Here is a 20363-nt window from a genome sequence, read left to right on the forward strand (position 1 = left end):
ATTGATCATGTCGAAAAGTGGAATTAGTGAATCAGCGATTGCTGCTTTTACCGCCTCCGAGCGTGCCCGGTTTATAGAAAACAACCCAACTTCACTGGCGCTGGCCGAGCGCGCCAAGGCGAATCTGTTCAACGGTGTGCCCATGCACTGGATGAGCGACTGGTCGATGCCTTCGCCGCTCTTCGTACAGCGTGCAAAAGGGGCGCGCTTCACTGACGTTGACGGGCATGAATACGTAGACTTTTGCCTTGGCGACACCGGCACGATGTTTGGCCATTCACCTGATCCTATTGTCCGCGCCATAACCGAGCAGGCGAATAATGGCTTGACCACGATGCTGCCGGGCGAAGACGCGGTGGTCTGCGGCGAGTTGCTGGCTCGGCGATTCAAGCTGCCTTACTGGCAAGTGACCGCCAATGCGACTGACGCCAACCGGTATGTGCTGCGCTGGGCGCGCGCGATCACCCAGCGCAACGTCTTGCTGGTGTTCGATGGCTGCTACCACGGCACCGTGGATGACGTGATGGTGCGCTACCGCGACGGCAAAACAGTGCACCGTTCAGGTCTTGTCGGCCAAGCCTACGACTTGAGCCAATACAGTCGATCCATCCCCTTCAACGATGTCGCCGCACTGGAGGCGGCGTTAGCCCAGGGCGATGTGTGCGCGCTGATGTGCGAGCCGGCGATGACGAACATTGGCATGGTCCTGCCGGATCCGGGGTTCATGCAAAAGTGCCGAGAGCTGACCCTTAAATATGGCAGCCTGTTGGTCATTGATGAGACCCACACTATTTCCACCGGCCTCGGTGGATGCACTCGCCAGTGGGATTTGAAACCCGACTTTTTCGTGGTGGGTAAACCCATTGCAGGTGGCGTGCCTTGCGCGGTGTTTGGCGTTAGCGAGCCAGTCGCCTCGGCTATGCGCGACGTCCAGAAGACCATCAGCGAGGAGAGCGGCGGGCATGGCCACAGTGGCATGGGAACGACGCTGTCCGCCAATGCCCTGGCGATGCGTTGCATGCGCGTCAGTCTTGAAGAGGTCATGACAGAGTCTGCATACGAGCACATGTTGCCCCTGGCCTCAGGGCTGGCCCAGGGATTTCGAGAGTTGTTCAAGCGGCACCAACTGAACTGGTCTGTCACAGAGTTGGGCACGCGTTGTGAGTTTCAATTCTGTGCTACCTCGCCAAGAACAGGCGCGCAAGCCGAGGCGGCTTTTCATGACAGCCTTCAAATGGCGCTGCATCTTTATCTCATCAACCGCGGAATCCTGATCACGCCTTTTCACAACATGACCCTGTGCTGTCCGCAAACAAGTGATGCGGATATCGACAGGCTGATCGCTGAGTTGGATAACGCGCTGACCACCCTGCTTGCCCTACCTGGCGCGCGGGTTATCGCTTCATAACTGCACGTCTGAAAACGCCATTGTTATTAAATACTGCCAGTCGCTTGAATAAGCGCTAAGAGGTTTGACATGCAATTTGCGGATAAAAAAGAGGCCGTAGATTATCTGGCCGCCCACCCTGAAGTGCTGAGCATCGAGTTGTTCCTTATCGACGCGAATGGCGTTCCACGGGGCAAATTGTTGCATCGCGACGAACTGCTGGCGATCTACGAAAATGGTCGGCCATTGCCAAGTTCCATTCTCGCCTTGACCGTGCAGGGTGAAGACGTAGAAGACACAGGCTTGGTCTGGGATGTTGCTGACGCCGATTGTTGGACGTACCCCTTGGCGGGAAGCCTGACCTTGCAACCCTGGCGCACCAACCCCACCGGTCAAGTGCAGGTGAGCATGCACCCGACCCAAGGTATTCCCGCCGCACCGGCGGACCCGCGCCACGTGCTGGTGAACACCATTGAGCGGCTGAAAGCCGACGGATTCCATCCGGTCATGGCCGTCGAGTTGGAGTTCTACCTGCTGGACCGACAACGCGACGTCAACGGTCGGCCGCAGCCGGCGTTGCAGACCAATGGCGTACGCCCTGTTGCTCCACAGGTCTATGGCGTGTACGAGCTGGAGCAGCTTCAACCGTTTCTTGATGACCTCTACGCGGCGTGCGCGCTGCAGGGGTTGCCGGTACGTACTGCGATATCCGAGTATGCGCCAGGCCAGGTCGAGTTGACGCTGGAGCATCGTTTCGACGCACTCCAGGCCATTGATGAAGGCGTACGTTACAAACGCCTGGTCAAGGGGGTGGCCAACAAACATGGTCTGCAAGCGTGCTTCATGGCCAAGCCATTCAGCGATCAGGCCGGCAGCGGTATGCACCTGCACGTCAGCCTGGCCGACGAGCACGGGAATAACCTGTATGCGAGCGAAGACCCACAGGGTACGCCACTGTTGCGGCACTCCATCGGCGGGATGATGGAGACCTTGTTTGACTCGCTGGCGATATTTTGCCCCCATGCCAATTCCTATCGACGCTTCCAGACCGGTAGTTACGCGCCGCTGGCTAAAAGTTGGGGCGTCAACAACCGTACGGTGTCGTTCCGCGTGCCCGGCGGCCCTGCCATCAGTCGGCACATCGAACACCGCATTTGCGGTGCCGATGCCAACCCCTATCTCGCCGCTGCCGCGTTACTGGCGGGTATTCACCACGGCATCACTCATCAAAGCGATCCCGGCGCGGCGATTGTGGGGAATGGCTATGAACAGGCGACCGATTTTCTACCCACCGACTGGCTGACAGCGTTGCAGGCACTGCAACGCTCAACCTGGGCACGTGAGGCGCTGGGCGCTGAATTCCTGAAGGTGTTCCTGGCGATCAAGTGGCGCGAGTTCCGTCAATTCAATGCTGAAGTCGGAGAGCAGGACTGGCGCTGGTACCTCACTCACGCATGAATATCGACCCGTCAGGACGCCTTGAAACGGACCGCTGAGGCTACCTGACCTTTTTCTTGCGTGGCTGGCGCGTGGCCAAATGCTCGAAGCAAAAAGAGGCCGTGCCGAACACGGCGATTATGGTCAGCACGATCATGCCTAGGGTTGAGTTTTCCACGATGGGCGTCCTACGTGATGGAGTAGGCGTCCACGGTAGAGTTACGGCGAAAGCGCCTCAATAGACCCGACGCAATCCTTACGACGCCGGGCCCATTATTACGCACTCTTTACGGTGCGTTGCGGCTGTGGCGGTAATCGCTGACGGCCTCGTACACCGCCTTGCGCAAGCGGTTGATACCACCGATAGGGCGGTGTTCTTCCACGCCGAACCACGGGTTGAATGACTGGTTGTCACACGCCAGGTTCTGTTCGGGTGTATCGAAGTCCTGAGCCGGGATTCGCACCTTGGCCACGCTCTCGTAGGGCGCATCGCTTTCTTTCCACTCGATGCTGGTGTCTTCGATCGGCATGAATTTCTGCGGGTTCTGCCGCTGGATCTGCAACACGAAACACGCCGGGACGCGGTCCGTGGACAACTGCTGGCTCAGGGCGCTGCGTAGGAAGTTCGGCAGGTCCTGGTTCTGTTTGGGCAGGACGTATTCCGGGCAGCTCTGCGGGTCTGGCGCCACGCGGAACTTGGCATTCGCCGCGCCGAACTTGTAGGGCGATACCGAGAAATACGTAGTTTGCGTCGGGCTTGCCGGGGCCGGTGCCAGGGTTGCCAGGGCGATAAATAGATGACGCACCTGCCAAGTGCGTGGGTCAGCCTTGGGGAAGAACGCCAAGACTTTTTTGCCATCGGCCTGGGCGCCGATGTTCTGCGCGTATTCCGCCACATCGCTGACAAAGAAGTTCGGATGGCTAAACATCACGAAGTCCTGTTCCGTGCGGGTCTGCTGGTCGGCCAGCAGTTGTTTGCCCGGCACGTCCAACAGCTTGAGCGCCATGCCTCGGGCATCGCGAATGCTGTCGAACTGCGGGTAGGCGTTGCCGTTGGACAACCGCATCATGGCCTGCCAGGTCTTGCCCGGTTCGGCGAATACACCCTGGCGTAATGCCGGGTCGAGATCCGCCAGTACGCTGACTTCGGCCTTCACGCAGCCGTGGGCCTTGGCATGGGCATCGCGCAGGTAGCGCGTGCCTTCGCGGTGCTGGTCAACGATGCGCACTGCCGTCTGGATGATGCCCTGAGTCATCGCGGCTTCACCTGCCGGGACGTGTTCATCCGGCGACACCGGCCCGCTGTGCTGCCAGGCATACCAGGCGGTAGCGGCCAGCCAGCCGAGCAAGCCCAGTCCGACCAGCCACAACAGGGTCTTGCCGAGAAACCTACCAATGCGCAGCCACAGGCGGGCGAGCAGGGACGGTTGGTCGTATCGAGATCGAATCATCATGGCAATTGTTGCTCCAGCGGGCCGCCCAGCACTTTGAGGTATTCCAGCAGCGCCCAGCGTTCCTGCGGCTGCAGGCCACGGCCGATGACGCCTTTGCCACGAGCGCCTGCACGGAATTCGTGGCCGCTGTTGTGGTTGCCGGTAATTTTGGTATCGAACAGAAAAGCATTCTTGAACGCCGCAGTCTCGAAGCCGAGATGGCGAGGGTCGTAGTCGAAGGTGCCTTTATAGAACGTGGTGCTGCGCTCGTCCTGGGGCGAGAGCAGTTGGTAGATCGTCGGCACCGAACCGTTATGCAGGAATGGCGGGGTGGCCCACACGCCCGCCAGTGGACGGGCCTTGTAGGCACGCAGCTCGCGCACGCCAATCGGAAGGCCAAAACCATCCAGGCGCGGGCGTTCGGCCGGTGTGACACCGGCGGCGCGGTAAGCGTGGTCTTCGACGAAGGCGGTGACGTACGCCAGGCCCTTGGCCACGGACATTTTTTTCAGGTCCAGGGGTTCGGTTGGCGTCGGGTGCAGTTGGACATTCAGCTTGGATAGCTCCGCAGGGTCCCATTGCAGGGCGCTGAGGTCATAGCGCTGGTCTGCGATGTTGGTGGCGGTACCGGGGTCGGTACCGATGTAGTCCACCGGCAGCATTTTCAGTGTCTGCACAGGGCGGCCACCTTCCTGGCTGACGGTGGGCACGTGGCAGCCGGCGCAGTTCTCGGCGAACAGCGCGCGGCCCTGAGCAGCGAGGGGCTTGTCGATAGGCCCGAACAATTCTTCGGGCCAGGTGGGCGGTTTGAGGCGTTGCAGGGTTTCTTCGATCAGGTGGAGGTCGCGCACTCGTACGCTGGACGGGTAACGCGCATCGCCTTGAAGCGGTTGGCCAGCGCCATCGAAAAACGTTAGGGTCGCCCCCACACCGAGGGCTTCGCCGATATTCCGTGCCATCGGTTGCTGGGCCGAGCCGTTCCATTGCACCCAGTCGAAGGTCCAGATATCCCACAGCTGTGGGTAGTCCACAGGTGCGTTGGCGACGCGATAATTTTCCGGGGAGATGGCATCGCCGAAGCTGGCATTGGCAATGCGGCCAAACGCGTCGGTACGGCCCGGCCCTTCTTCGGTGGGGTAGAGGCCGCGGTGTGTATCGTTCCAGGCGACTTTTAGGAACTTGTTCAGCGACTGCTTGAAGTCCTGGCGCAGTTGGCTGTGTTCGGCGTCGTAACGATCACCCAGCACCTGACGGGCGAAGCGTTCGAATTTCCATGGGTTGTAATAAGTCGCTGCGAGGCTGGCGACCAAGGCCTGGCCAAAGCTGCCGCCGCGTAGTGTCGGCACGCTGGAGGGCAGCACATGCTGGGCCGAGCCGCCGTCAATCCGCAGGGCCTGACCCTTGAAGTGCAGCTCGCCGGTGTGGCAGGCGGCGCAGGTGATGTCCAAGTACTCAACGTTGCTGCCCGCGTTTTTATGTCGGGCAAAACCTACCGGCAGGTTGCCGGGGTTTTGCGCGGTGGGCACTTGCTTGGGATCCACAAGGAAACCGAAGCGCGCCAGGTACTCTGGCGTGGCAAAACGTCCCTCGGAGAACGGCAGCTCCAGGGCGGTGAACCAGTCGTAATGCAGGCCTTTTACCTGGGTGCCTTGGGGCGTGAAGTAATAGGTCTGGCGGTCGGCGGCGCTCCATTGATCCTGATAGTGCACCTGCTCCACGGGCACGTAGTTCGGTAGCTTGGGGTTAACGGTGTAATAGAGCACCACGGCCAGTGATAGGACCAGAATGGCGAATATCAGGAGTAAAACACGGGAAAAAATGCGCAAGATAACTATCCTTGTCGAGTTGTAGCGTTGTTATGCCACTACGCCATAGGTGCGGCAAGTGGCCATGAGCCTTATGAGAGGCGGTCCCGCGATCCGTCGCGGACGCCCATCATGAATGAAAATGCTTTTAAACACGTGAACTTATCGGAAGTTTCCTGCTCACATGCCGGTAGCCATTGGTCGTGGCCGCCTGATAAGCTCGCGACTTTATTCGAATGCCCTATTGGCGCATGAACAAGGAAATAGCATGAAACAGCATCGGTTGGCGGCGGCGGTGGCCCTGGTTAGCCTGGTACTTGCGGGTTGTGATTCGCAGACCAGCGTAGAGCTGAAAACCCCGGCGCAAAAAGCTTCCTACGGCATCGGCCTGAACATGGGCAAAAGCCTTGCTCAAGAAGGCATGGATGACCTGGATTCCAAAGCAGTAGCCCAGGGCATCGAAGATGCCGTTGGCAAGAAAGAGCAGAAGCTCAAAGACGACGAACTGGTTGAAGCGTTCGCCGCACTGCAAAAACGTGCTGAAGAACGCATGACCAAAATGAGCGAAGAGTCGGCAACCGCCGGCAAGAAATTCCTCGAAGACAACGCCAAGAAAGACGGCGTCGTCACCACCGCTTCCGGTCTGCAGTACAAGATCATCAAGAAAGCTGACGGCGCACAGCCTAAGCCGACTGACGTGGTGACTGTTCACTACACCGGTAAACTCACCAACGGCACCACCTTTGACAGCTCCGTGGATCGCGGCAGCCCGATTGACCTGCCGGTCAGCGGCGTGATCCCAGGTTGGGTCGAAGGCCTGCAACTGATGCACGTCGGCGAGAAGGTCGAGTTGTACATCCCGTCCGACCTGGCCTACGGCGCCCAGAGCCCAAGCCCGGCGATTCCAGCCAACTCCGTGCTGGTATTCGACCTGGAACTGCTGGCCATCAAGGACCCAGCCAAGGCTGAAGCTCCTGACGCACCAGCCGCCAAGAAGTAATAGGCGCCTGAACACACAACGCCCCGTCTCGACGGGGCGTTGTTGTTTCTGAAGCACTTACATTGCGGTTTGGGCAAATCCAAACGAACATCCCTGGCCAGTGGCAGTCTGATATAAGGCTAAGGCAGCACTAGCCGCACACAACCGCCAAGTCAATGAAATCTTGGGTTTTTTTGATGTGCGCAAAAAACGCCCGATCTGACTGAAAGCCTTTTAAACCGTGGCTTTCAGCCAGTAAAAAAGGCTCTGTTCACAAGGTTATCCACAATTTGTGTGGATAACCTTTCTGTTTGATGGAACTGGAGTGACAGATGAAACCACCCTTCAATTTCACCCGTTTCCTACCCATGGCTGCACGCTTGCTGGGCCGTGGGCGCCTGCCGACCCTGCTGTTTGCGGTGGCCGCCAAGGGGTCAAGCCAGGGCAATCGCCTGGGCAAGCTCAAGGATGATTTCAAACTGCTCCAGGCCCTGTGCCTCGCGTACTGGCGGGGAGAGTATCGGGCGATCAGCCCCAAGGCGCTGATCTCGGTGGTAGCGGGGCTGATGTACTTCCTCAGCCCGATTGATGCGATTCCGGACTTTATCCCGATGTTCGGCATGCTCGATGACATCGCCGTACTTGCGTGGGTCATGAAGACCCTAGAGGGCGAACTGAGCGCTTTTCGCGCCTGGCGTGACGCGCAGCGCCCGGAAAAGCTCGCGGTGGTTGAGCGTTTGCCTGCGACTCCGGCCTTGCTGGCCAAGGAAAACCCGCAAAAAAACGGATGAGGCAGCTATCCCCTGCGACCTTTGTGGCTGTTAGGATTACACTCCTAAGGAAAGAGCTTACTCAGTAAGTGCAGTTATCCTACGGGGCAGTCATGGATATTCAGATAATTTCACGTAATGGCGAACCCGAGTACGCGGTGTTGCCATGGGATCAGTACCAGGCGCTGCTAAAAGCTGCCGGTCAGCAACAGCCTTCACCGCCTCCTTCTCGTACTGTCCAACCCGCACCTGACCAGGACTTGCGCCCGCTCGCAGACCTGCGCGGTTTGCGTGAAACCAAGGGCCTGGCGATTGAAGTGCTGGCTCGCACCGTGGGCATCAGCCCGTCGTATCTCGGATTGATCGAAAGTGGTGAACGTCAGCCGGATGCCGCGATACGACGCAGCCTGGCCTGGGAATTAGGCGTTGCAGGTTGGAGGGATGAATCTTGAGCCTACGTATCAGCCGTCAGCATTGGGATGGGTTACTTAACGAACTGGACCAGGCGCGCCGCCAGCGCCATCTGTTGACTTACCGCGCGCTGCTGGAGCGCCTGCAGTTTCCGACGCCGGCGATGCAAACCCTGGCCGCTGCTCTGGAGCACCTGGCGGCATTGGACGCCAAGGCTGAGCAACCGTTGCGCAGCTCCCTGGTGATCAGCCAGGGCGCCAGCCGCCTGCCGCGTACCGGCTTCTTTGAATGCGTGGAGCGCCTCGGGCGCTTCAGCGGACCCTCCGATGGCGTGGCCGCGGCGTCCTGGCATGCCTCCGAAGTGGTGCGGGTGTTCGAATACGAGTATCCGGAGTCGGCCGAGGCCTAAAGCGTCTGGGGCAACATGTCCATGCTGTCGATCACATGGATGCTGTAACCAGCCACATCCTTGGCATGGTGCTTGGCCTGCGACGCCAATTCCGCCAACTGGCTGGCATCGAGTTGTCCACAGGCCTGTGGATACAAATGCACCACTCCAATCGACAACGACAGCAGCGCAAATTCCTGGCGCACGCCCTGACGGTTCAGTGCCACAAAGCAACCAGCGTCGAGATGCTCGGCGCGGTAGAAACGCCGGCATTGGGTATGGAAGTCATCCAGCAACTGGTTGAGCCGCTTGCGCCATTCCTGTGGCCCCAGCACCAGCAAAAAATCATCGCCGCCGATATGCCCGACGAAGTCGCGGCTGGGGTCGACCCGGTCGTTCAAGCACTGCGCCAGGCACAGCAACACCTCATCCCCACGCCCGTAGCCGTAGATGTCATTGAACGGTTTGAAGCTGTCGATATCCACGTAGCAGATCACTGACTCGCGCTGTTGCTGCAACAGCCGTGTCAGGCACTGCTGGATCGGTACATTGCCGGGCAGCAGCGTCAGCGGGTTGGCGTAGCGGGCCTGTTGGATTTTCAACTCGGTGATCAGCTTAAGCACATCGATCACTCGGCCCAGGCCCAGGTAATCGCCATTGAGCGTGATGATGAAGTCTTCCTCGATACGTTGCCTTGCGCGGCTGGTCAGCAAGCGGCTGACCTGCTGCAGTGACTGGCTCAGCTCCACCGCCAGAAAGTCAGTGCTCATCAAGCGACTTATGGGTTTGCGAGCGAACAGGTCAGTGGCAAACGGCTTGAGCAGCGCGTCGGACAGCGAATGCCGATGGACGATGCCAACGGGGTGCCCACGCTCATCCAGCACCGCCAGGGAGTTGAGGTTGGCCTGGCGGCGGAATGCTTCCAGCACCTTGGCCGTGGCGGTGCCTTGATCCACTGCCGGTTGCTCATTGAGCAGGGCGCTGAGGTCGCTGCCTTCGTCGTTGAGCGTCACCGTGGTCTGGTCCGGTTTGGGCAACATCAGCCGTGCTTCTTGTGGCGGTTGTTCCTGTGGACGGCAGAGCAGGTAACCCTGCACCAGATCGACGCCCATCTCAGTCAATACCGCCAGCTCTTCCGGCAATTCAATACCTTCGGCGATGACCTGGGCACGGGAGGCCCTGGCGATTTGCAGGATCGAACCGACAAACTCGCGCTTGAGTGCATCCTGATGAATGCCGTCGATGAAGTGCCGGTCGATTTTCACGTAGTCCGGACGTAACTCCGACCATAAGCGCAGGCTGGAATAGCCGGCACCCAGATCATCCAAGGCAATTGAAAAGCCCATGTTGCGGTAATGGTGCAGGGCGGTTTGCAACAGGTCGAAATCGTCGGTGGGGGTTTGCTCGGTGAGTTCGATCACCACTTGGCTCGGCGGAATGCCGAAGTCGCGCAGCAGTTGCAGGGTGCGTCCCGGTTGGTGCGCCGTTTCCATCAAGGATTCCGGCGAGATATTCAGGAACAGCTTGCCTGGAAGCTTTTGATCGCTGAAGCGTCGGCACGCGCTTTCGCGGCATGCCATTTCCAATTCGCTGAGGCGCCCGGTTTGCCTGGCCACCGAGAAAAGCGCAACGGGGGAGTGCAGAGGGCTGTTGGACGGGCCACGACTAAGGGCTTCGTAGCCGAGGATGCGCCGTTCGGACAGGCAGATGATCGGTTGGAACAGGCTGTGCAAACTGCGTTGAGCCAGGATAGAGCCCAATGCATTCAGCTGTTCGGTCATGGTCATGGTGATCTCGATCGAAAAAAAAGGACCGCAGGCGATAAGCCTGCGGTCCTTCATTTCACGACAGAATGATGTCTATATGATGACACTCTGGGGAGCGATCACGTTAAATCGCCATCATTTACTGCTTGGCTACCTGCTTGGTGATTTTCAGGTAGTCCAGCAGGATCCGGCCTGTCTCGGCCAGGTACGCATCGTCTTCCGGCTTGGTTTTATCCGCTTCGGTCGGCAGCGCGTCTTCGTCTTCTTTCTTCAGCTCCTTGAGTGGTTCTTCGCCCTTGGCCTTGCGGCGGACGTTCTCCAGCACAAGCTGCTTGTTTTCGATATCGCTGTGCTGCGCGCGACGGTCCACTTCATTGAGGCTGACGGTTTTTTCTTCCATCAACTTCTTGGCCAGGGCCAGCTTGTCGCGAATAAACACGAACTCTGCATCCATGGCGGAGCGGGTATCGTGGTCAGCTTTCAACTGTGCCAGGAACGGCTTGAATGGATCCGTAGCAGGCTTGATCGCCGGCCGGATGGTGTCCCACGGCATGGCTTCCGGCAGAGCGCTTTCGCCGATTTCCTTGGTGTCGATGATCGACGGGAAATCGATGTCCGGCAGCACGCCCTGATGCTGGGTGCTCTGCCCGGAAACCCGGTAGAACTTGGCCAACGTCAGCTTGAGCTCGCCATGGTTCAGCGGCTGGATCGTCTGCACGGTGCCTTTGCCGAAGGTCTGGCCGCCGATGATCAACGCACGGTGATAGTCCTGCATGGCGCCGGCGAAAATTTCCGAGGCCGAGGCGGAGAGGCGGTTGACCAGCAGCGCCATCGGGCCTTTGTAGAAGGCGCCCGGGTTCTCGTCTTCAAGCACGTCCACACGTCCGTCAGCGTTGCGCACCAACACGGTCGGACCTTTGTCGATAAACAGGCTGGTCAGCTCGGTGGCTTCCTGCAGGGAGCCGCCGCCGTTGTTGCGCAGGTCGATGACCACGCCGTCGACTTTTTCCTTCTGCAGTTCAGTCAGGATTTTCTTCACGTCGCGAGTGGTGGACTTGTAGTCCGGGTCGCCAGCGCGGAAGGCCTTGAAGTCCAGGTAGAAGGCCGGGATTTCAATCACGCCCAGTTTGTAGTCCTTGCCATCCTGCTTGAGGTTGAGGACTTTCTTCTGCACCGCCTGGTCTTCGAGCTTCACCGCTTCACGGGTGATGGACACGATCTTGCTTGTCTGGTCGTTTGGCGCATTGGTGTGCGGAATCACTTCCAGGCGCACCACGCTGCCTTTCGGCCCACGGATCAGCTTGACCACTTCGTCCAGGCGCCAACCGACCACATCGACCATCTCTTTGTCGGCCTGGGCCACACCGATGATCTTGTCCGCCGGAGCGACCTGCTTGGTCTTGTCTGCCGGACCGGCCGGCACCAGACGCACGATCTTCACTTGGTCATTGTCGCTTTGCAGGACGGCACCAATGCCTTCCAACGACAGACTCATATTGATATCGAAATTTTCCGCGTTATCTGGCGACAGATAATTGGTGTGCGGGTCGTAGGACATCGCGAAGGTGTTGATGTAGGCCTGGAAGATATCTTCTGCACGGGTCTGGTCCAGACGCGCCAACTGATTCTTGTAGCGCTTGGTCAACAGCTCCTGAATGGCCTTGGGCTCTTTGCCGGCGATCTTCAGGCGCAGCACTTCGTCCTTGACGCGTTTGCGCCACAGGTCATCGAGGGCGGCGGTGCTGGTCAGCCAAGGGGCGTCCTTGCGATCCACCAGAAGGGTTTCCTTCTGGGTGAAGTCGAGCTTGTCGACGCCTTTGTTCAGCTCAGCCAAGGCGAAATCCAGACGCGCTTTGACGCGGTCCAGGTAGCGCTTGTAGATGGTGAAGCCGGGCTGTAGGTCGCCGCTCTTGAGGAAATCGTCGAACTGGCTCTTCCACTTGTCGAACTCAGCGATATCGCTGGCCAGGAAGTAGCTGCGCGACGGATCCAGCAGCTTGAGGTAGCTGTCGTAGATGATCACCGAGCGAGCGTCGTCCAGCGGCGGCTTGCTGTAGTGATGGCGCTTAAGCAACTCGACCACGTTAAGGCTGGCAATCACCTCATCGCGATCCGGTTGAAGGTTGTCCCAGCTGTTGGCTGCGAACGTATTGGTCGACATCGACGCGAAGCCGAGACCAATGAAAAGAGCGAGGGCGGTGCTGGGGAACAGATGCTTCATGCTGATTCGACGCGGGGGCAATTGATAACGCATATTAGGCCGTCTTTGAAGTTGCCGGTTCCATAGGGGCCGGTCGCATAATGCAAAAAGCCCGCGCTACTGCTACGGGCTCAGTCCAGACTCACTATGGAGGCACTGTGAAAGCATTGCAAGGCGTTGAAGGTCATGTGGAGTGGTTGGACGAACCAAGTCCTACATGTGACGTAGGCCAAGTTCGCATTCGCGTGGCGGCTGCGGGTCTTAATCGCGCCGATTTATTACAGCGTGCCGGGCTCTATCCGCCACCTCCTGGCGCCAGCTCTGTGCTGGGCCTGGAATGTTCCGGGGTGATCAGCGAAGTGGGGCCTGGTTCCTCGTGGCAAGTGGGGGATCGAGTCTGTGCGTTGCTCGCCGGTGGTGGCATGGCCGAAGAGGTGGTGGTAGATGCTCGCCATGTGCTGCCGGTGCCGGAAGGTCTGTCGTTGATTGAAGCGGCGGCCTTGCCTGAGGTGTACAGCACCGCATGGCTCAATCTGTTCCAACTGGCGGGCCTCAAGCCCGGTGAGAAAGTGCTGCTGCATGCCGGTGCCAGTGGCGTGGGCTCGGCGGCGATCCAACTGTGCAAGGCGTTTGGCAGCCCGTGCTGGGTCAGCGTCGGCTCGGCGCAACGCTTGGCCTACTGTGAAGACCTGGGCGCCCAGGGCGGCGTGGTACGTACCGATGGGATCGAAGGGCTGCGGGATTTCGGGCCGTTTGATGTGATCCTTGACCCGGTCGGCGGCAGCTATGCGGCGCTGGATCTGAAGCTGCTGGCGCTGGACGGCCGTTGGGTGTTGATCGGTTTGATGGGCGGTCGCGAGGCGCAGTTGGACCTGGCCCTAGTGCTGGGCAAGCGTATCCAGTTGTTGGGCTCGACCCTGCGCAGCCGTGACGATCAGTTCAAGGCAGACCTGTTCAGTGACTTGAGCCAGCATGTCTGGCCGTTGTTTGCCGAAGGGCGCTTGAGCCCGCAGTTGGCCAAGACCTTCCCAATCAAGGATGCCGAGGCGGCGTTTGCTGAGCTTGCGATTAACCAGATTTCAGGGAAGTTGGTGTTGGTGATCGACGAAAGCGTGACCTGACCTTGAATTGAAATGCGACCAAATGGGGAGGGGGCTTGCTCCCGATAACCGTGTGTCAGTGAAGAATATTTCATCTGACCCACCGGCATCGGGAGCAAGCCCCCTCCACATTCGCCTGATTGGATTTCAATTCAAGATAGCGGGTGTCAGATCCAATGGTGGATTGGCCAACCAGCCTTCTCTGCATGCTCGCGCAGCACCGGATCCGGGTTCACCACCTGCGGGTGATCCACCTTCAGTAGCAACGGCAGATCATTGCGCGAATCCGAATAGAAGTACGCGCCATCCAATGTCTCACGTTCCTGCTCCAGCCAATCCAGCAATCGCGTGATCTTGCCTTCGCGGTAGGTGAGTACACCCACGGTACGGCCGCTGTACACGCCATGGCTCACGTCCAGATCAATACCCAACACCTCATCAATACCGATTCGCGCCGCAATCGGTTTCACCAAATGCGTTCCCGATGCCGAAATCACCAAAATCCGGTCGCCATTCGCACGATGCCTGGCGATGGTCTTGGTGGCCTCGCTGTAGATCAGCGGTTCAATCACGTCCTCCACCCACGGCTCGACCAGATGATCGATCTCTTCCGGGGTGCGGCCGATCATTGGCTCCAGGCTGAAGTCCATGAAGTCCTCCATGGCCAGTTCGCCGCGGCTGTAGGCGTCCATCAGTTCGTTGTTCCTGCGCATGAACGACTCGGGGTCGACCCATCCCAGGCGGCCCATCTGCTCGCTCCACAGGGTGGCGCAGTCGCCGTGGATCAGGGTGTCGTCCAGATCAAAAATTACCAATGCCATCCGTCACGCTCTCTTTGTAAATCGTTGCATCAGGCTACTTCACACAGCGCACTGGGGTCGATGGAAAGTGCCAGGCGTTGACCATCCGGGTGAAGATCGTCCGCCGAGCGGTTGAGCACATCGACGACCAGTTCCACGCCGCGCGCTTCGATGCGGTAGCGGATCACGTTGCCCAGCAGGCTGTGGCTGCGCACCAGTGCATCCAGTTCGCCGCTGCGGCTCAGTTCGATGGCTTCGGGGCGAATCGCGATGCGCCCACTGATCGGGCGTTGCAGCAATTGGCTGGCCTTGTCGGCGTCGAGCAGGTTGTAGTTGCCGATAAAACCGGCGGCGAACACGTCAACTGGCGCCGTGTAGAGGGTCTCGGCATCGCCGCTTTGAACGATCTTGCCCTGGTTCATCAGGAAGATGCGGTCGGACATGGTCAGGGCTTCTTCCTGATCATGGGTCACGAAAATTGTGGTCAGCCCCAGTTCGCGCTGGATCTGGCGAATCTGCTCACGCAGGTGCTTGCGAATGCGTGCATCCAGCGCCGACAGCGGCTCATCCAGCAGCAGCAGGCGTGGGCGTGTCACCAGGGAGCGGGCGAGGGCCACGCGCTGGCACTGGCCGCCAGACATCTGGTGCGGGTAGCGCCCGGCCAGGTCTTTGAGCTCTACCAGTTGCAGTACTTCCTGCACGCGCTTGTGGCTGTCGTCGGCGTTGACCTTTTGCATGCGCAGACCGAAGGCGACGTTCTGTTCCACGGTCATGTTGGGGAACAGCGCGTAGCTCTGGAAGACCATGCCGATGTTTCTTTTCTGAGGGCTCAGCGGAACGATGTCCTGGCCATCAAGCAGAATTTTCCCACTGTCCACCGAGGTCAGACCTGCAATGCAGCGCAGCAGCGTGGACTTGCCGCACCCGGACGGGCCGAGCAGGGTGACGAACTCGCCTTTGGCAATTTCGCAGTTGATATCGCTAAACACGGGCGTACCGGAGTAGCCCTTTTGCAAGTGTTGGACGCTGACGAAGCTCATTGGCTTTTGTCCTTGTTCAAGATATTGGCGGCCCAGGTCAGCACCAGCACAAAGAAGAAATAGGAAATGACCACGGCACTGGTGAAGTGTCCGCTGCTGTTGCGCATGTTGTTGAGGTACACCTGCAGGGTCTCGTAGCGGGTGCCCACCAGGATGTTGGCGAACACGAACTCGCCGAACAGGAACGAGAACGACAGCAGCAGCGCCACCATCAAGCCTTTGCGCAGGTTGGGCAGCACGACGAAGATCGCCGCTTGCCAAGTGCTGGCGCCCAGCAGTTGAGAGGCGTCCATCAGGTCGCGCAAGTTGATGGCTTGCAGGTTGTTGGTGATCGCCCGGTACATGAACGGCAGCGCCACGGTGAAGTAGCAGCCGATCAAGATCCATGGCGTGCCCACCATTGCCAACGGCCCGGAACCATAGAGTTGCAGCAGGCCCACCGATGACACCACTGGCGGCACCGCGAAGGGCAGCAGGATCAGGATGTTCATCAGCGCGTCGAGCTTGGGAAAGTGGTAATGCACCACGAACAGCAGCGGCAGAATGAGCACCACCGACAGGATCAACGCGCCCACGCACACTAGCAGCGACTGCCCGAAGGCCATCAGAAAGCGCGGGTCGCTCCAGAGCTGCACGTACCACTTCACGGTGAAGCCCGCCGGCAGGATGGTTGCCGACCAACTACTGGCAATCGAGTAAACGAACGTGCCCACCAACGGCAATACCAGGATTGCAAAGAGCAGGTACACCACCACGCGGTGGTAGAGGGAGGCCGGGCCGGCTTCAGCGCGAGACATGGTAGCTCCTCTTGAGCAGCAGTTGATGGACCACGGTGATCACGGTCATCAGCGCCACCAGCACAACGGCCAAGGCGCTGGCCATGTTCGGATCGAGGGACACATCGCCGGAGACCAGCCCCGCGATACGGATCGGCAGCACGTTGAAGTTGCCGGTGGTCAAGGCGTAGACCGTGGCGTAGGCGCCCAAGGCATTGGCGAGCAGGATCACGAAGGTGCCCAGCAGCGCAGGCGTCAGCACCGGCAAACCGATGTGCCGCCAGAACTGCCAGCCATTCGCGCCGAGCAACGACGCGGACTCGCGCCAGTCTTCACGCAGCGCATCGAAGGCCGGGTACAACAGCAACACGCCGAGGGGGATCTGGAAGTAGGTGTAGAGGATGATCAGCCCGGTCTTGGAATACAGGTTGAAGTCCTGAATGATCCCGGCCTGCTTGAGCATGAGAGTGATGCTGCCGTTGAACCCCAGCAAAATGATGAACGCGAACGCCAGGGGGACGCCGGCGAAGTTGCTCGTCATGTTGGCGAAGGCGGTAACGAAGTTGCGCAGCGGCCCATCGACGCGGCGTAGCGAATAACTGCCGAGAGTGGCGATGATGATGCCGAAAATGCTGGAGTAAAAACTGATCTCCAGGCTGAACTGGATCGCTTGCCGGTAGAACTTCGAGCTGAAGATCCGGGTGAAGTTTTCCAGGCCCCAGCCGGCCTCTTCGGTTTGCAGGCTGTTGATCAGCACCCACACCAGCGGGGCGATCTCGAACACGATAAAGAACAGCGTGAAAGGCACCAGGCACAGCAATGCCAGCCATTTGCCGCGAGTCATGGCATTCACTTCAATAGCTCCCGGCATACAGGTTTGTCGTGGGGCACGCCCAGCAGTTCGCAGACGGTGCCGCACAGGTCGGTCTGTTTCGGCGTGGCGTTGGCATCCAGGCTGAAGGCATCGCCGAGGACGAACAGCGGCACTTCACGTTCTTCCGGCAGCAGGCCGTTGTGCGAGCGGTCGTTGTTCATGCCGTGGTCGGCGGTCACCAGCACTTGGCAGCCGGCGTCGAGCCAGCCTTGCAGGTAGTCAGCCAGGATGATGTCGGCCGAGCGTGCGCTGTTGCGGTATTGCGCGCTGTCGAGGCCGTGCTTGTGGCCGGCGTCGTCGATGTTCATCGGGTGCACCAGCAGAAAGTCCGGCGCGTGCTTGAGTCGCAGGCTATCGGCGTCGGCGAACAGGTGGGAATCGGGGTAATGGTCATTCCAGTAGAAATGTCCGTGCTGGATCGCCAGCGTCGTGTCGTCGGTATGGCGATCACGAGCGGCGAGAAAGGGCGAGCGGTTATACAACTCGCTGACCCAATGGTAAGCCGCAGCCGCAGTGCTAAGACCTGCGTCGGTGGCGTAATGGAAAATGCTGCGCTGGTTGGACAGGCGCGCGACCTGGTTGTGCACGATACCGCTCTGGATCGGTGGCACGCCGGTGAGGATGCATTCATAGAGCGGGCGGGACAGCGAGGGCAGTTCACATTCCAGCTTGTAGAGGGCTGCGCGTCCTGCGCCGACATAGGCCTGCAAGTGCCCCATGGCGTGTCGGGCAACCTCGAAGTTCAGGCCGTCGAGCACGACAAGGATGACAGTGTGCTTCATGGGGGAGAGCGCTCCGCAACGATTGACTTGGCTCAATTCCTCTGGAGGAACGGGGTCAGAAATGTGGGAGGGGGCTTGCCCCCGATAGCGGTGTGTCATGCAACGGATTTGTTAGCTGATCCACCGTCATCGGGGGCAAGCCCCCTCCCACATTGGATCTCCACTGGAGCTCCAATGTGGGATAAAACCCTTACTTCATCTCTACGATGACCTGCTCATTCCACAGCTGCGGCAGCTTCTTGGAAGTCGCTTCCCAGGCATCGGCATCCTTGATCGGTTGCGGGTTGGCCTTGGTGTACTGCTCGCCCGGGATCAGGTTCTTGGCGATTTCAGCCGGCAGTTTCAGGTCGGTTTCCGCACGGATCGGACGCGCATTGCCCTTGGCCAGGTTGAGTTGGCCGGCATCGCTGAAGATGTACTCGCGGGTCAGCTTGGCGGCGTTCGGGTGCTTGGCGTATTTATTGATGATGGTGGTGTAGCCGGATTTCACCGAGCCGTCCGAGGGGATCAGCACCACGTAGTCATCCGGGTTGGCCATCTTGGCTTTGTAGCTCAGGCCGTTGAAGTCCCAGACGATGCCTACTTCGACTTCACCTTTTTCCATGGTGGCGATGGTCGGGTTGGACAGGCCGAGCCGGCCTTGCTGGGCGATCTTGGTGAAGAACTGCAGGCCTGGCGCGATGTTCTTTTCATCGCCTTTGTTGGCGATGGCCGCCGCCAGCACGGCGTTGGAGGCCTGGGCTGCGGTGCTCACGTCACCCACCGAGACTTTGTATTTGCCGGTTTGCAGGTCGGCCCAACTGGTGGGGACTTCGGAACCGTGCAGCAGCTTCTTGTTGACGATAAACGCGATGGTGCCGGTGTAGGCGAGGGCCCAGTGACCGTCTTTGTCTTTCGCCCAGTCCGGCACCGAAGCCCAGGTGGACGGTTTGTACGGCTGGGTGACTTCCTGCTTCACCGCAATCGGACCGAACGCTGCGCCGACGTCGCCGATGTCGGCGCTGGCGTTGTCTTTCTCGGCCTTGAACTTGGCAATCTCCTGGGCCGAGCTCATGTCGGTGTCGATGTGCTTGAGGCCGTAGGTCTTGGCCAGGTCTTCCCAGGTACCTTTCCAGTTGGCCCAGTCATCGGGCATGCCGACGCTGTTGACGGCGCCTTCCGCTTTCGCGGCGGCTTCCAAGGTTTTTAGATCGGTATCAGCGGCCATGGCGGCGGTGCACATGGCAATGGTCGAGCCTAACAGTGATGCCAGGAAAAGCTGTTTCATCCGAAGCTCCTTTGGGCGTTTTCAACGCTGCGTTTTTATGAACGTTTGCGGTGGTGTTGGTCTAGGTCAGAGCAATACCTGAGCCAATTTAGGCTCGATGGATGACAGTTTCATGTCGTTGTCGTTTTTAACGCGCCGATGTCGCTCGGCACAGGCTGAGCGTAGACCATGCCCAAGTGCCCGTAGGCTCTGGACTTGGCCGGTGTATTGCAAGAGGTGCGGCATGCACTTGAGGCGGGCTGTCATCTGTCGGTCATCTGCAATGCCTACGCTTGTACGCAGTCGCAAGGGCCCGATTGCGGAGCTTTTATGCACCTGAACGGTGCTGGTCTAGTCCAGATAGGTAACGTTGATGCGTGATGAGGCAATCAAGGCGGTGACATCAATCGGCCTGGCGCTGCAAGAGCAGATCGACCATGGACTTTTGCCGCCTGCAAGCAAACTGCCCGCCGAGCGCAAGCTCAGCGAGTTGTTCGGTACCACCCGAATTACCGTGCGGGAAGCCTTGTTACAACTTGAGGCCCAAGGGCAGATTTATCGCGAGGAACGCCGGGGTTGGTTCGTGTCGCCGCCACGATTGGCCTACAACCTGATGCAGCGCAGCCACTTTCACGCGATGGTCAACGACCAGGGCCGCGTGGCGTCCACCGAAGTGATTTCGGCGCGCCTGCAACCTGCATCGGCGGCGGTGTGTGCATGGCTGCAACTGCCGGCATTGTCCAGCGTGATCCAGATCTGCCGAAGCCGGCGGATCGATGGGCGACTGGTGTTGTATGTGGAGCACTACCTGAACCCGCAATATTTCCCGGGGATTCTTGAGTGCGACCTGAATCAGTCGATGACCGAGTTGTACGTGCGCAAATACGACTTGCACTACGGACGGGTGCGCTTCGAGATTGTGCCGACGTCACTGCCGGTGGAAGCCGCCGCCGCATTGCGCGTGTCGGTGGGCAGCCCGGGTTTGCGGATTGCTCGGGTTAATTATGACCAGCACCAGCGCTTGATCGACTGCGACCTGGAGTTCTGGCGGCATGATGCGATTCATGTGGGCGTGGATGTGGTTTAACCACCGCTCTCCCGGCGCTGAGCTTGCTTCTGTAGTGAGCAGGCTTGCCCTGCGCTGGGCTGCAAAGCAGCCCTAAAACAGG

The 20363-nt window shown here is 59.3% G+C and carries 18 protein-coding genes; 8 read left to right on the top strand and 10 right to left on the bottom strand.

Going from position 1 to position 20363, the window contains the following annotated elements:
* Nucleotides 1–7: 7 nt before the first annotated feature.
* Both BW43_RS18045 and BW43_RS18040 read left to right on the top strand, forming a co-directional pair.
* Nucleotides 8–1408 carry an aspartate aminotransferase family protein gene (locus BW43_RS18045; RefSeq protein ID WP_032885991.1) on the top strand — a complete coding sequence of 467 codons (1401 nt, stop codon included), beginning with the start codon at nt 8–10 and terminating at the stop codon, nt 1406–1408.
* A 69-nt stretch (nt 1409–1477) separates the two neighbouring features.
* Nucleotides 1478–2845 carry a glutamine synthetase family protein gene (locus BW43_RS18040; RefSeq protein WP_032885992.1) on the top strand — a complete coding sequence of 456 codons (1368 nt, stop codon included), beginning with the start codon at nt 1478–1480 and terminating at the stop codon, nt 2843–2845.
* Nucleotides 2846–3111: 266 nt separating this feature from the next.
* Here the strand turns inward: BW43_RS18040 and BW43_RS18035 are convergent, their stop codons facing one another.
* Both BW43_RS18035 and BW43_RS18030 read right to left on the bottom strand, forming a co-directional pair.
* A complete protein-coding gene (locus BW43_RS18035; RefSeq protein WP_032885993.1) occupies nt 3112–4278 on the bottom strand; it encodes a catalase family protein in 1167 nt (388 codons plus the stop codon).
* Entirely contained in the window at nt 4275–6083 is a 1809-nt protein-coding gene (locus BW43_RS18030) for a di-heme-cytochrome C peroxidase (RefSeq protein WP_032885994.1), read from the bottom strand. The genes BW43_RS18035 and BW43_RS18030 overlap by 4 nt, the downstream gene beginning before the upstream one ends.
* A gap of 247 nt (nt 6084–6330) precedes the next feature.
* On the opposite strand from BW43_RS18030, the gene BW43_RS18025 reads away from it, so the two are divergent.
* From BW43_RS18025 to BW43_RS18010, 4 genes are all read left to right on the top strand, one after another.
* Nucleotides 6331–7062 (top strand): FKBP-type peptidyl-prolyl cis-trans isomerase, encoded by a 732-nt coding sequence (locus BW43_RS18025; protein WP_032885995.1) that lies wholly within the window; start codon nt 6331–6333, stop codon nt 7060–7062.
* A 311-nt stretch (nt 7063–7373) separates the two neighbouring features.
* On the top strand, nt 7374–7832 hold the full coding sequence (locus BW43_RS18020; RefSeq protein WP_010211619.1) for a YkvA family protein: 459 nt from the start codon (nt 7374–7376) through the stop codon (nt 7830–7832).
* Nucleotides 7833–7924: 92 nt separating this feature from the next.
* Nucleotides 7925–8263 (top strand): helix-turn-helix transcriptional regulator, encoded by a 339-nt coding sequence (locus BW43_RS18015; protein WP_032885997.1) that lies wholly within the window; start codon nt 7925–7927, stop codon nt 8261–8263.
* Nucleotides 8260–8631, top strand: coding sequence for a hypothetical protein (locus BW43_RS18010; protein ID WP_005786715.1), 372 nt, complete (start codon nt 8260–8262; stop codon nt 8629–8631). The genes BW43_RS18015 and BW43_RS18010 overlap by 4 nt, the downstream gene beginning before the upstream one ends.
* Here the strand turns inward: BW43_RS18010 and BW43_RS18005 are convergent.
* Nucleotides 8628–10397, bottom strand: coding sequence for a bifunctional diguanylate cyclase/phosphodiesterase (locus BW43_RS18005; protein ID WP_032886476.1), 1770 nt, complete (start codon nt 10395–10397; stop codon nt 8628–8630). The genes BW43_RS18010 and BW43_RS18005 overlap by 4 nt on opposite strands.
* A 118-nt stretch (nt 10398–10515) precedes the next feature.
* The gene (locus BW43_RS18000; RefSeq protein WP_177326425.1) at nt 10516–12597 is read right to left on the bottom strand and encodes a carboxy terminal-processing peptidase; all 2082 of its coding nucleotides are present in this window, start codon (nt 12595–12597) and stop codon (nt 10516–10518) included.
* A gap of 137 nt (nt 12598–12734) precedes the next feature.
* Between BW43_RS18000 and BW43_RS17995 the strand changes: the two genes are divergently transcribed.
* Complete coding sequence (locus BW43_RS17995) at nt 12735–13697, top strand: zinc-binding dehydrogenase (RefSeq protein ID WP_032885999.1); 963 nt, start codon at nt 12735–12737, stop codon at nt 13695–13697.
* A 146-nt stretch (nt 13698–13843) separates the two neighbouring features.
* On the opposite strand, the gene BW43_RS17990 is transcribed toward BW43_RS17995, so the two are convergent.
* The 6 genes from BW43_RS17990 to BW43_RS17965 form a co-directional block, all read right to left on the bottom strand.
* Nucleotides 13844–14497 (bottom strand): HAD family phosphatase, encoded by a 654-nt coding sequence (locus BW43_RS17990; protein WP_032886000.1) that lies wholly within the window; start codon nt 14495–14497, stop codon nt 13844–13846.
* A gap of 29 nt (nt 14498–14526) precedes the next feature.
* Nucleotides 14527–15516 (bottom strand): ABC transporter ATP-binding protein, encoded by a 990-nt coding sequence (locus BW43_RS17985; protein ID WP_032886002.1) that lies wholly within the window; start codon nt 15514–15516, stop codon nt 14527–14529.
* Complete coding sequence (locus BW43_RS17980) at nt 15513–16313, bottom strand: ABC transporter permease (RefSeq protein WP_032886004.1); 801 nt, start codon at nt 16311–16313, stop codon at nt 15513–15515. The genes BW43_RS17985 and BW43_RS17980 overlap by 4 nt, the downstream gene beginning before the upstream one ends.
* Nucleotides 16300–17136, bottom strand: coding sequence for an ABC transporter permease subunit (locus tag BW43_RS17975; RefSeq protein ID WP_164444784.1), 837 nt, complete (start codon nt 17134–17136; stop codon nt 16300–16302). Before BW43_RS17975 ends, BW43_RS17980 begins: the two co-directional genes overlap by 14 nt.
* A gap of 5 nt (nt 17137–17141) precedes the next feature.
* Nucleotides 17142–17948, bottom strand: a complete 807-nt coding sequence (locus tag BW43_RS17970; RefSeq protein ID WP_032886006.1) for an alkaline phosphatase family protein — start codon at nt 17946–17948, stop codon at nt 17142–17144.
* A 190-nt stretch (nt 17949–18138) separates the two neighbouring features.
* Nucleotides 18139–19215, bottom strand: a complete 1077-nt coding sequence (locus BW43_RS17965) for an ABC transporter substrate-binding protein (RefSeq protein WP_032886007.1) — start codon at nt 19213–19215, stop codon at nt 18139–18141.
* 352 nt (nt 19216–19567) lie between these two features.
* Between BW43_RS17965 and BW43_RS17960 the strand changes: the two genes are divergently transcribed.
* A complete protein-coding gene (locus tag BW43_RS17960) occupies nt 19568–20281 on the top strand; it encodes a UTRA domain-containing protein (protein ID WP_032886008.1) in 714 nt (237 codons plus the stop codon).
* Nucleotides 20282–20363 lie beyond the last annotated feature (82 nt).

This window comes from Pseudomonas sp. RIT357, assembly GCF_000632245.1.
Taxonomy (GTDB): domain Bacteria; phylum Pseudomonadota; class Gammaproteobacteria; order Pseudomonadales; family Pseudomonadaceae; genus Aquipseudomonas; species Aquipseudomonas sivasensis.

Bases quoted from the DNA above. Each gene is read 5' to 3' on its own strand.
- BW43_RS18045 (WP_032885991.1), top strand. From the start codon at position 8: ATGTCGAAAAGTGGAATTAGTGAATCAGCGATTGCTGCTTTTACCGCC.
- BW43_RS18040 (WP_032885992.1), top strand. From the start codon at position 1,478: ATGCAATTTGCGGATAAAAAAGAGGCCGTAGATTATCTGGCCGCCCAC.
- BW43_RS18035 (WP_032885993.1), bottom strand. From the start codon at position 4,278: ATGATGATTCGATCTCGATACGACCAACCGTCCCTGCTCGCCCGCCTG.
- BW43_RS18025 (WP_032885995.1), top strand. From the start codon at position 6,331: ATGAAACAGCATCGGTTGGCGGCGGCGGTGGCCCTGGTTAGCCTGGTA.
- BW43_RS18020 (WP_010211619.1), top strand. From the start codon at position 7,374: ATGAAACCACCCTTCAATTTCACCCGTTTCCTACCCATGGCTGCACGC.
- BW43_RS18015 (WP_032885997.1), top strand. From the start codon at position 7,925: ATGGATATTCAGATAATTTCACGTAATGGCGAACCCGAGTACGCGGTG.
- BW43_RS18005 (WP_032886476.1), bottom strand. From the start codon at position 10,397: ATGACCATGACCGAACAGCTGAATGCATTGGGCTCTATCCTGGCTCAA.
- BW43_RS18000 (WP_177326425.1), bottom strand. From the start codon at position 12,597: ATGAAGCATCTGTTCCCCAGCACCGCCCTCGCTCTTTTCATTGGTCTC.
- BW43_RS17990 (WP_032886000.1), bottom strand. From the start codon at position 14,497: ATGGCATTGGTAATTTTTGATCTGGACGACACCCTGATCCACGGCGAC.
- BW43_RS17985 (WP_032886002.1), bottom strand. From the start codon at position 15,516: ATGAGCTTCGTCAGCGTCCAACACTTGCAAAAGGGCTACTCCGGTACG.
- BW43_RS17980 (WP_032886004.1), bottom strand. From the start codon at position 16,313: ATGTCTCGCGCTGAAGCCGGCCCGGCCTCCCTCTACCACCGCGTGGTG.
- BW43_RS17975 (WP_164444784.1), bottom strand. From the start codon at position 17,136: ATGACTCGCGGCAAATGGCTGGCATTGCTGTGCCTGGTGCCTTTCACG.
- BW43_RS17970 (WP_032886006.1), bottom strand. From the start codon at position 17,948: ATGAAGCACACTGTCATCCTTGTCGTGCTCGACGGCCTGAACTTCGAG.
- BW43_RS17965 (WP_032886007.1), bottom strand. From the start codon at position 19,215: ATGAAACAGCTTTTCCTGGCATCACTGTTAGGCTCGACCATTGCCATG.
- BW43_RS17960 (WP_032886008.1), top strand. From the start codon at position 19,568: ATGCGTGATGAGGCAATCAAGGCGGTGACATCAATCGGCCTGGCGCTG.